The organism is Bacteroidales bacterium (assembly GCA_035353855.1).
In the GTDB taxonomy this organism is placed as follows: Bacteria; Bacteroidota; Bacteroidia; order Bacteroidales; family CG2-30-32-10; genus DAOQAK01.
The window spans coordinates 42,244-54,339 of record DAOQAK010000023.1 but is presented as its reverse complement, the minus strand read 5'-3'; the positions used below and the strand labels follow the sequence as shown (position 1 = coordinate 54,339).

Annotated in this window: 7 protein-coding genes; 5 read left to right on the top strand and 2 right to left on the bottom strand. The window is 33.1% G+C overall.

The window, feature by feature from the left end:
• The 3 genes from PKK00_07535 to PKK00_07525 form a co-directional block, all read left to right on the top strand.
• Positions 1 to 364 (top strand): hypothetical protein (locus tag PKK00_07535; protein HNW98243.1); only part of this gene is annotated, 364 nt, incomplete at its 5' end.
• Positions 365 to 446: 82 nt separating this feature from the next.
• Complete coding sequence (locus PKK00_07530; GenBank protein ID HNW98242.1) at positions 447 to 2,780, top strand: histidine kinase; 2,334 nt, start codon at positions 447 to 449, stop codon at positions 2,778 to 2,780.
• An 11-nt stretch (positions 2,781 to 2,791) separates the two neighbouring features.
• Entirely contained in the window at positions 2,792 to 3,547 is a 756-nt protein-coding gene (locus PKK00_07525; protein HNW98241.1) for a LytTR family DNA-binding domain-containing protein, read from the top strand.
• Between the two features lie 116 nt (positions 3,548 to 3,663).
• On the opposite strand, the gene PKK00_07520 is transcribed toward PKK00_07525, so the two are convergent.
• Together PKK00_07520 and PKK00_07515 are read right to left on the bottom strand one after the other, a co-directional pair.
• Entirely contained in the window at positions 3,664 to 5,586 is a 1,923-nt protein-coding gene (locus tag PKK00_07520) for a DUF349 domain-containing protein (GenBank protein HNW98240.1), read from the bottom strand.
• Positions 5,587 to 5,857: 271 nt separating this feature from the next.
• Entirely contained in the window at positions 5,858 to 7,039 is a 1,182-nt protein-coding gene (locus PKK00_07515) for an aminotransferase class I/II-fold pyridoxal phosphate-dependent enzyme (protein ID HNW98239.1), read from the bottom strand.
• A gap of 608 nt (positions 7,040 to 7,647) precedes the next feature.
• Between PKK00_07515 and PKK00_07510 the strand changes: the two genes are divergently transcribed.
• Both PKK00_07510 and PKK00_07505 read left to right on the top strand, forming a co-directional pair.
• Complete coding sequence (locus PKK00_07510; protein HNW98238.1) at positions 7,648 to 10,887, top strand: PDZ domain-containing protein; 3,240 nt, start codon at positions 7,648 to 7,650, stop codon at positions 10,885 to 10,887.
• A gap of 708 nt (positions 10,888 to 11,595) precedes the next feature.
• Positions 11,596 to 11,946 (top strand): AAA family ATPase, encoded by a 351-nt coding sequence (locus PKK00_07505; GenBank protein ID HNW98237.1) that lies wholly within the window; start codon positions 11,596 to 11,598, stop codon positions 11,944 to 11,946.
• Positions 11,947 to 12,096: the final 150 nt, after the last annotated feature.

The following is a 12,096-nucleotide window of genomic DNA, read 5'->3' as shown; positions in this document are numbered from 1 at the left end:
CTTGGTAAAATTGCTTGTTAAAACGTATAAAAAAATTAACGAACTATTGATAAAAACAAATGCATCAAATAACGATACTACATGGACATCTTATCATTCGGATGGTTATAAAGTTAGCGTAATGGGTGGTAACTTGTATTACAATATAAAAACAATTATTAAAATTGAAGCTGACGACCCAAAAGAAATGTACTTTTTCGGATATGAAGATGGTGTTGTTGAACCTATAAAAAACGGTTGGTTTTATATTACACCAAAAAAAACAGGCTCTACTACTCTTTTGATTAATAAAAAAGTTAGTTTCAATTTACAAGTAATTCAAAAGCCAGATACGAAATCAAATTCAGATGGCTATAATAAATAATAATTCAACTTTTAAGGAAAATACATATTTAGCATTAATACTGTTGTTTCTTGAAATTTAAATAATATCAAATCTAAAAACAATGAAATCTAAAATCTTTAATATAATATTCCTTTACATCTTAATAAATACACAATTATCGTTTGCTTCAAGTAATGATACAATTTGGACATCATACCATTGGAAAGGGTATAAAGTAAGTATATTGGGCGGTAATTTATATTATTCCATAACGTCAACAATAAAAATCGAAGCTGACGACCCAAAAGAAATGTACTTTTTCGGATACGATTATGGAAAAATTGAACCTATAAAAAATGGATGGTTTAACATTACACCAAATAAAATAGGTAATAGCACTTTATGCATTAATGAAAAAGTATGCTTTCCTCTACAAATATTTCCAATTCCCGAACCAAAAGTATATTTAGATATAGATGAGAATAAATGGGATGGAGCTATTGAAATAAATTCTTTAATAAAATCTAAAAAATTTGTAGTAAAAAATAAATTTTCAAATTTTAAAATTGTTTCTTTTACAATTACTTTTAATGAGCATGGCGATTTATATGAGGTTGAGTCAAAAGATTCCATATTTTCTCAAAACATATTAAAACATTTACAAAAATTAGATGTTGGGCAAAAATTTTATATTGAAAATATTGTTGTTCAAAACCCTGATAGAACTTTACGGGTTGTCCCCTCTCAAACATATAAAGTAATTGACAACTACAACAACGAATTCATTAGAAAAACGGTTTCATTCAAGCCTTATACATACGATTTGAATTTAATGAAAAATGATCTGAGAATTAAAATTGAAGGTCATCCAAGCAAAGAAGATGTTAAAGTTATAACTGATTTTGCTACAGAACTCAATAGTTTATTAGAAACCATAAAAGTTAAAATTGTTGATCATCAACCTTCACTAATACTAAAATTTGATTCTATAAAAAGAGATTATGATTCAAGTTTAATTAAAAATGTATTTAAAGAAATCGACGGAGGTTATAAATTTGTTGAAAAAAATATATTCTTCCCTTTTCATACTGCATGTAAAATGTATATCAACCCAGATATTGATACAGAAAACAGGCCGTTAATTATTAAAAGAGATATCATAGGATTGCTTGGAGAATTTAAAAATAATAATGTTGCTGGTTCAATTTTTAATTATAGCGACAGTTTATCTTCATACGACAAATACTTGCTTAAAACTCTTTATTCTATAGGCGGTGAATATGAAGTACAAAATATTATAATTGACGCCCCCAACACTTATTATGAAGATAAAAGCGGGTTATTCTTTTTCGTTTTATTTTTAACAGGTTGCATTTTATTTATTTTTTCGGAAATATATAATTATTACGGTTTTAATTTCAGAGTAGGTAAAATAAAATCAAAAATAATAAGAAGAATTATCGAAGCTACACTAATTGCGCAGGTACCAACAATTACAATATTACTTCTACTTATCGGAAAATTTGTTTATGGTGATTTCCATGAAGCAGGAGTTTTGCTCATTTTTGAAGTATTCTTCATTCCGTTTTTTATAATTATAGGGTTATTATTTCTTGCTCTCGATACATTTTTGAATAAAATTAAAACTAAATGGCTTGTTATTATTTTAAATTTATTTTTTTCATTCTTCTGTATCTGGCTTGCCTACCAGTTTATGTATTTATTTTTTGCACCTGAGATTGTTTATCTTTCAATAGTTGACTGGAAAATATTAATAGTACCATTTTTAATTACATTATACCGCATTTACGAGCGTTTTCAAAAAAATAAAATCTCAGGACTATTGCAGGAAAAAGAACTGGAACTGTCAAAACAAAAAGAATTAAAATTCAAATCCGACCTGAATGCTTTGCAGGCACGTATTAACCCGCATTTTCTTTACAATGCGCTAAACTCATTGGCATCATTGGCGTATATTGATGCCGCAAGAACTGAAAAAATGGCATTATCACTTTCGAAATTATTCCGGTACAACATCAACAAAGAAGATAATCACTATTCCACAATTAAAGAAGAAGTTGAAATGACCGAGATTTATCTTGAAGTTGAGAAAAACCGTTTTGAAGATAAATTGGAATATCATATTGAAGTGCAAAACGATTTGTATGATTTTAAAATCCCGAAATTCATTTTACAACCGTTGACCGAAAATGCAGTAAAACATGGCATTTCAAAGATTACCGGAAAAGGGATTATCAAAATAAGAATATTTGAAAAAGAACAAAAAGTAGTTATTGAAATTTTTGACAACGGTCCGGAATTTCCCGGTGGACTTATCTCAGGATACGGATTGCAGAATACTTATGAGAAATTCAAACTGCTTTATAAAAAACCATTCGAGATCGGATTTATCAATCAGCCTGAAAAAAAATTAGTAATTACACTTTCAAAATAATTTTAACGAGTATGAAAAAGCCTTGGAAAACCTTAATCATTGATGATGAGAAACCGGCAAGACAACGAATGATGCGCCTTCTGAACGATTATCAAAACCAGTTTAATGTTTGCGGGGAAGCAGTGAATGGTGATGAAGCATTTGAAAAAATTGAAAAAGAAAAACCCGATATTATCTTCCTCGACATACAAATGCCGGGGAAAAATGTTTTTACCATGCTTGCTGACCTGGAACACAAACCTTTTGTGATCTTTTGTACCGCTTACGACCAGTATGCTCTTGAAGCATTCAACACCTACTCTGTTGATTATTTGTTAAAGCCAGTAGAAAGCGAAAGACTTCAACTTACTATTCAGAAAATTGAAAAAATAAGTAATGGAAACAATAATGAACTTTACGAAAACATCAAACAAATAAACCTGAAAACGCCTTTAGTTACAAGCATTGCGCATAAATTAGGAAATAAAATCATCCCGGTAAAAATTGAAGATATCATTTATTTTATAGCTAATGAAAAGTATGTGAATTTTTATAACCAGAATAACGAAACGTTTATTACTGACCAAACGTTATCACATCTCTCACAAAAACTTCAAAAAGATTTTTTAAGGATTTCAAAATCGATATTGATAAACCGCGATCATGTTAAGGAAATACATAAATATTTTAAGGGCAAGTTTGTTTTTATCATGAACGATAAAGCCCAAACCAAGCTTGTAAGCGGACGAATGTACTATTCCGAGATAAAACAAATGTTTGAAATTTGATTTCGTAATTGATATTACAAAAAGCGTGAGGGCGCTGCGGCAAAGCCGCAGCGCCCTCACGCTTTTTTATTTCCTAATACTTGAACTCCGTCACAGCAGACGGCTTACTACTCCTCTTATTTCACTTCCCTCAAAAACTTCAACTTTTCCTCAAGTACTTTTATATCCATTTTTGCTTTTTCAATTTTATTTAAAAATTCTTCTTTCAGAACATTTGCTTTTTTTGAATTAGCAAAGAACCCAATATTGTTTTCCCAAACTTTAATATCATTCTTCAAAGCATTTATTTTATTTATGATGAATGATTTTTCTTTAAAAATAACCTGGTTTGCGCCGGGATTATGAGCAATGTTCTCAAATTTCGATTTAAAACCAATCGTATTTTTTTCTACTGTACTAATCTTTAATTTATCAAGATGTGCATCTACAGCATCGCGGAATTCACGGTGAAGGTCATTTTTAAACTTAACAGGAACATGACCAATTTCCATCCACTTGCGCTGAAAGTCTTTTATAATTTTAAGGTTCTCATTATTATCTTCGCCAAACTGATAATTCTTAAGTTGTTCCAACAACTCATTCTTTAATTTAAGGTTTTCCTCTTCTTTAGCATCGATGTTTGAATAGTATGATGATTTATTATTAAAGAATTCATCACATGCAGCCCTGAATCGTTTCCATATTTTATCGGAATATTTTTTGGGAACCGGTCCTATTTTTTTCCATTCGTGTTGCAGCCGGATAAGGTCGTCGGTAGCACGTTTCCACTCGGTACTGATTTTCACAGCTTCTGCTTGTAAACAAAGATTGAGTTTCTGATTGTAATTATTGATCTGTTCATCTTTCAACTTACCAAAAAATTCCTTTTTATTATTAAAGAAATTATCAATAGCTGTTTTAAAACGTTTCCACAAATCATCATTTTCCTGCTTTGCTGCAGCGCCAATGGTTTTCCATGATTGCAACATATCATTAAGAATGGTTGTTTGTTCCTGCCATTCCTTTGCTGTAGCACAAATTATTTCAGCAACCTGTTCCGCTTTTTCGCAAAGAGCGGTTTTGGTATCTTTATTTTTTTCCTGCTCTTCGTTAAGTTTTAAATAATATTCTCTGCGACGTTCATTGAGCTTTTCGGTTGTATTACGAAAGCGTTCCCATATTTCATCTTTCTTATCCTGAGGAACGGGACCTATCTCACGCCACATTTCATGATATTTCTGTAGCTGCCTGAACGATTTTAAAACAGACGTTTCAAGTAATAATTCTTCTGTTTTTTCACACAGGTCAATTTTTGCTTCCAGGTTTTTTTTCAGGTCAAGGTCTTTAAGTTCCTTGTTGATTTTAACCTTATCAAAAAATTTTTCTACAAGATAATTGTAATTCTGCCACAGGTTATTGATTTCAGTTTTCGGAACAAGACCTATTTCTTTCCAGCGTTCCTGAAGGGTTTTAAATGCATCATATGTTTTCTTAAGTTCTTCTTCCGATTCAACCAGAAGTTTCAGCTCATCAAGAATCTGAATTTTAATTTTCAGGTTTTCCTGTTTTTGTTTTTCCAGTTCTTCGTTCAGACGCGTTTTTTTATCTTTATATATTTCGAATGCAGCATTAAAGCGTTCTGAAAAACTATCGGGCACATGAGAAAAATCTTCTTTTTTCCCACCGTCGCCAATAAATTTATTTAATAATACTTCGGTGTTTTCTTTTTCTTTTTTCAAAAAAGAAACCTTAATGAGTGCAATATCTGTTTTGATAGTGTTAACATCATCCGTTTTAACGATATCTTCAAGAACTACAGCCAGCTGCTCTCTCGACATATTGTCATAATCCTTATTCACAACAACACCTTCATGCTGCTGTTCTATATCGCTAATAAGTTTTTCGGTTTCTTCAGGTTGAATCTCTAATTCGGCAGGACTATTTTCAGAAACTGCAACATCTGCATTTTCATTTTTTGTTTCAACCTGAAATGAATCATTTACATTTTCATTTTGGATCGAATTCTCATTATCCAATTTCTGAGTGTCATCTTTTTCCATACAATAAAAATTAATACTAATTAAAGTTTTGGTTTTCTAAATTAAATAACTCACAAAGAGCTTTATTTATTACCGGAATAAACCGGAAAAGAACTTAATTAATGCCTGATTCATATTGTTAAACCAGAAAAAATTAAACAGTAAATAAGCAAAATTATAATTTATAAATTCCGCGTATATCTTGCAATTTTATTGATCGAACTTATTTATAAATTGACAAATAATTAAATTATTATAATGCAAATATAAGCAAACATTAAAAATTTCAAAATCAAATTTTATTCAAAGCTTGTTCCAGGTCACTAATAAGGTCGCTTAAATCTTCAATACCAACACTATATCTTACAAGCCCGTCGGTAATTCCGGATTGTATCCTTGATTCCTTACTCATTTTTGAATGAGTCATCGATGCCGGATGCTGTATCAATGTTTCAACACCACCAAGCGAAACTGCAAGAATAGCAACTTTTACATTATCCATTAAAATTCTTCCTGCTTCAACTCCGCCTTTAAGTTCAAAACTAATCATTGAACCGGGACCTGCCATCTGCTTTTCAACAAGATTATATTGCGGGTGTGATTTCAACCCGGGATATTTTACCCATTCTACTTTAGGATGTTTCTCGAGGTACTCAGCAATTTTTATTGCATTTTCCTGTGAACGGTCCATGCGAATACCAAGTGTTTTCAACCCTCGTATCACCAAATAAGCCTGGTGTGGGTCAATACAGCAGCCCATATTTATCATTGCTGAACGAATACGATTATATACTTCAGCAGCTTTAGAAACAATGATACCTCCAACAATATCGGCATGACCGTTGATAAATTTTGTCATACTGTGAAACACAACATCGGCGCCAAGATCCAGTGGTCTTTGTAAATAAGGACTACAGAAGGTATTATCTACAACAACCAATATTCCTTTTTCATGAGCAATGCGCGAACATTCTTTAATATCGGTAATATCCATTGTAGGATTGGCGGGACTTTCGAGGTATAAAACCTTGGTGTTTGGTTTTATTGCTTTTATTACATTTTCAATTTTAGATGTGTTTACATATGTTGACTCCACTCCAAATTTTGCAAACATGGTTTCCATTACCACACGCGAAGGGCCGTAAACTGCATCAGTACTTACCATGTGCATCCCCTGTCCTAATAATGCCATGTATATTGTAGTAACAGCGCCCATTCCGGAGCTTGTAGCAATTCCATCGTAACCATTTTCCAATTCAGCAACCATTTGTTCAAGCGAACGTACAGTTGGATTACCAATGCGGGTATAAATAAAACCTTTTGACTCGCCCGAAAAACATTTTGCTCCATGTTCAGCATTTTCAAATGCAAATGTTGAAGTCTGATAAATAGGAACTGTTGCACTTCCAAACTGGTCATTAAAATGACTTGCATGAATGAGTTTGGAATTAAATTTTAAATCTTTTGAATTCATAAAAAAAGTTTATATAAAAAAGTAAATTTATTTTTTCTTTAGAAAAGGAATTTAACGTTTCGTATTAATGAATTAAAAAACGCTGCCATATTCCTTGAAAGTATTCATATCAAATAGGGAGTAATTAATTTAAAATATGGTTATTCATTTAAAAAGTTTATTTGCAAAATTAAAAAATTATTCAATATAAACTGAATCCTGGCAAGTTTGTAAAAGCAAAATACTCCATGTTCAGTTATACCTGCCTGATAGCAATGTGGTCAGGACTTATATGTTGTTATCATTTTACTTTATACAAATATGCTGTTTCTAAAGAGGCTAAAAAAATGTCACAGGTACGAAAAATAATTCGACGGAAAGCAGTGAATATATACTCGTTCTTATCAGGTTTGCAAAAGCAAAACTGTTTAGAACTAGTTATACCGTACAGAAAACAAAAATATTTTTGCAAACCTTTTTTCTGTCGGTATAAATTTGCATTCTCTCTATAACTTTATACCTGATTTAATTTTATAATTACGATATTGAAATGAAAGTTTCACTAATTGTTATACTATAATTTTGTTCAATATAATTTTTACATTTGCTCATCATAAAAACTATAAAAAATGAAAAAAATATTTTTCTTCAGCCTATTTGCTTTTATAATATTAACTTCAGCAGCACAGCAGGAAGCCCGTTTGATGCGCTTTCCGGCAATTCATGGAAATCAAATTGTATTCAGCTACGCAGGCGATTTATATACCGTTGAAAAAAACGGAGGTGTTGCCCGTAAAATAACCAGCGACGTAGGATATGAAATGTTTGCACGCTTTTCACCCGATGGAAAACGAATTGCATTCACCGGTCAGTACGATGGAAACACTGAAGTGTATACGATTCCTGCCGAAGGCGGCATTCCCAAAAGATTAACATATACCGCCACTCTTGGTCGTGATGAAGTTTCGGACCGTATGGGCCCCAACAACATTGTGATGACATGGCGCGATGATTCCACAATAGTTTACCGTTCACGTAAACAATCGTTCAACGATTTCAAAGGACAGTTATTTCTTTCAAATGTAAGCGGCGGAATGTCTACCGAACTCCCATTACCCTGTGGTGGATTTTGTTCATACAATTCCGATAAATCAAAACTCGCATACAACCGCGTATTCCGTGAATTCAGAACATGGAAATATTATAAAGGCGGAATGGCCGATGATATATGGATTTACGATTTCGCCACAAAAAAAACCGAGAACATTACAAACAACGAAGCTCAGGATATAATGCCCATGTGGGTTGGTGATAAAATTTATTTCATTTCCGACCGCGACAGAACAATGAATCTTTTTTGTTACGACATCAAAAGCAAAGAAACCAAAAAAATAACCAACTTCACTGAATACGATATTAAATTCCCATCATTAGGTGATAATGCCATCATCTTTGAAAATGGCGGCTACATCTATGTTTTCGACATCACAACACAGAAAACTGAAAAAATAAAAATCATTATTGCTGATGACCAGGTTACCGGACGCAATGAACTTAAAGATGCAGCCAAGTTCATCAATTCATCATCTGTTTCGCCCGATGGCAAAAGAGTTTCTTTTGATGCACGTGGTGACATTTTCACCGTACCAGCAAAATCAGGCATTACACGCGACCTTACACAAACATCAGGTGTTCACGAACGTAATGTTGCATGGTCGCCCGACGGAAAATATATCGCTTATATTTCTGATACAACCGGCGAAGATGAAATTTTTATCATTCCGCAGAATGGCGAAGGTAAGGCGGTTCAAATTACCAAGAATGCCGATACATACAAATACGCGCTTGCATGGTCGCCCGATAGTAAAAAAATTATGTGGGCCGATAAAAAACTTCGCCTCCAATATGTCGACATTGAAACAAAAAAAGTTTCACAAATTGACTATGACAAAGATTGGGAATTCACTGATTACACCTGGTCGCCCGATGGGAAATGGATAGCATACACGCGTCCAGTAAAATCAACGATGAGCAAAATTTATTTGTACAATGTTGATTCGCAATCGAAATGTGCAGTTACTGATGAATGGTACGAATCGGGTTCTCCTTCGTTCAGCAGCGACGGAAAATATTTATACTTTGTATCAAACAGGGACTTCAATCCCACATACAGCGCTGTTGAATGGAATTACGCTTATTCCAATATGAGTAAAATCTATTTTGTAACACTTAACAAATCTGTCCCCAATCCTCTTAAACCCGAAAATGATGAAGTAGCTGTTAAAAATGAAATGACTGTCAATACTGCCAGCAAGGATAAACCATCGGAAACAAAAACCGATACAGGTATTGATACTACCGGAATAAAAGACCGCATTGTTGTTCTTACCATTGATGCTGGCACCTACTGGAATATAAATGTAATTGGCGACCAGGTTTATTACATGGCACGCTCTGATAAAGAATCAGCAGCTTTAAAAGATTTTGATCTTAAAGAAAAGAAAGAAAATAAAATTATTGAATGCAACGATTATGAAGTAAGTTTCGATAAAAAGAAAATGCTGGTCAGTAAAGATGGTAGCTTCTACATCATTGATTTACCTAAGTCGAACATAGAACTTAAAGATAATGTAAATCTTTCCGATATGAATATTTGGGTTGATAAAAAAGCGGAATGGAAAGAAATATTTGAAGAAAGCTGGCGGCAAATGCGCGATTTCTTTTACGACCCCGATATGCATGGCGTGAACTGGAAGAAGATGCACGACAAATATGAACCTCTTGTATCCTATGTTAATCATCGTGCTGACTTAACTTACATCATTGGCGAAATGATTGGCGAATTAAATATTGGTCATGCATATACCGGTGGCGGCGACATTCCTGAAGTTACAAAAATCAAAACAGGTTTGCTTGGCGCTAAAATTACCAAAGACACAGAAAGCGGATATTTTAAAATAGATAAAATATTAAAAGGCGAAAATTGGGATGCAAAAACTAAATCACCGCTAACAGCCGTTGGTGTTAATGTTGACGAAGGAGATTTTATTATTGAAGTGAACGGCAAATCAACTAAAAATGTAAAAGATATTTACGAACTTTTTGTAAACACTGCAAATAAACAAGTTGAACTGACTATTAATAAAATATCGACTACACAAGGATGTCATAAAGAAATTGTTGTTCCTGTTTCTGATGAATCCGATTTGTATTACTACAATTGGGTACAGGAAAATATTGAAAATGTAAATAAAGCAACTGATGGAAAAGTAGGCTACATCCACATTCCCGACATGGGCGTTGATGGTTTGAATGAATTTGTAAAACATTTTTATCCGCAGTTAAACAAGAAAGCATTAATCATCGACGACCGCGGAAATGGTGGCGGAAATGTTTCACCAATGATTATTGAACGCCTGATACGCGAGGTACAAATAATGGGCATGTCGAGAAATACCACACCGGAAAAAAGTCCGGAAGCAGTTTTATATGGACCAAAAGTTTGCTTAATTGACAATTACTCTGCATCAGACGGCGACTTGTTCCCATACAAATTCAAAAAGCTTGGCATCGGTAAACTTATTGGCAAACGCACATGGGGCGGTGTTATCGGAATACGCGGCACATTGCCATTGATGGATGGCGGCTACCTGCTTCGCCCTGAATTCGGGCATTACAGCAGCGAAGGCAAAGGATGGGTTATTGAAGGCCATGGTGTAGAGCCTGATATTGAAGTGGACAACGACCCTGCAAAAGAATACAGCGGCGAAGATGAACAGCTTAATGCTGCGATAAAACAAATTCTGGAAGATTTAAAAAATTACAAAGACCTTCCGGGAATACCCGATTTTCCTGATAAAACGAAGTAAGGTTTTTAAGTTTGACGTTTGACGTTCGATGTTCGATGTTCGACGTTTGATGTTTGATGTTCAATGTTTGGCGTTTGGTATTATTAACCGTAATGGGGCTTGATGTTACTTTATACCCTTATACTTTATACCTTATACCCTTATACCTTATACCTTATACCCTTATACCTCATTTGTCATTTGTTGTTAAATAGTTATTACGCTGCGCTGTCATTCATTGTCATTAGTAGTCATGATTGAATATTGCTAACTGATGACCGAAGACTGCTATTTGATTTCCAACTTTTGAATTTCCTTGTTATCTAATAAACTTGTTTTCTTTTTTTTTACACAGAGCTACACGAAGATTCCACGAAGGTTCACAGAGAAATTTGTCAGACATTTATTAATAGTCATTAGCTTGCCGTGCAGAGTCATACATTGTAATTTGCCAACTGTTGACTGAATACTGCATATTAAATTCCCTTATCTGCTTATCCATTAACCGCAAAGAAACACAAAGAATTTACACAAAGGGCGCAAAGATATTTTTATCATACGCTTCACTATAGTTCATAGTCATTCATCGTCATTTGTAGTTATTAATAACTGTTGATTTTAAACTTCCAATTCCATTCTGCATTCTGACTTCTGAAATATGCATTATTATTTGTTTTGTTGAATGAATTAATGTGAATTTGTTCATCTAATTAAATAAATTAACACAAAATGATTATACAAAGATATATAAAACATGAGTTTTTAAAAAAGATAAAATCGGGAAAAGTATTGGTTTTACTTGGCGCAAGACGCACAGGGAAAACTTTTTTCATCAAACAAATCCTCAAAGAAATTAAAACACCCTATTTATTATTAAATGGCGATGATTATACAACATCATCATTACTTGAAAAAAGAAGCATTGCTAATTATCGAAATATAATCGGGAAAAATAAATTATTAATAATTGATGAAGCGCAGAAAATAAATTCAATAGGAAATATTCTTAAACTGATGATTGACGAAATACCGGGGCTCACTATTATTGCAACAGGCTCATCAGTATTTGATATATCATAGAAATTAGGTGAACCGCTACCGCTTACAGGCAGAAATATTAACTTTAATCTTTTTCCATTTGCACAATGTGAGTTAAAAAAACATGAAAATATTATAGAATCAAAAGCTAATTTTGAACATAAGTTAATCTATGGAATTTATCCTGAAACA

Excerpts from the sequence above, each read along its gene's own strand:
- PKK00_07530 (HNW98242.1), top strand. The coding sequence starts at position 447 with ATGAAATCTAAAATCTTTAATATAATATTCCTTTACATCTTAATAAAT.
- PKK00_07525 (HNW98241.1), top strand. The coding sequence starts at position 2,792 with ATGAAAAAGCCTTGGAAAACCTTAATCATTGATGATGAGAAACCGGCA.
- PKK00_07520 (HNW98240.1), bottom strand. The coding sequence starts at position 5,586 with ATGGAAAAAGATGACACTCAGAAATTGGATAATGAGAATTCGATCCAA.
- PKK00_07515 (HNW98239.1), bottom strand. The coding sequence starts at position 7,039 with ATGAATTCAAAAGATTTAAAATTTAATTCCAAACTCATTCATGCAAGT.
- PKK00_07510 (HNW98238.1), top strand. The coding sequence starts at position 7,648 with ATGAAAAAAATATTTTTCTTCAGCCTATTTGCTTTTATAATATTAACT.
- PKK00_07505 (HNW98237.1), top strand. The coding sequence starts at position 11,596 with ATGATTATACAAAGATATATAAAACATGAGTTTTTAAAAAAGATAAAA.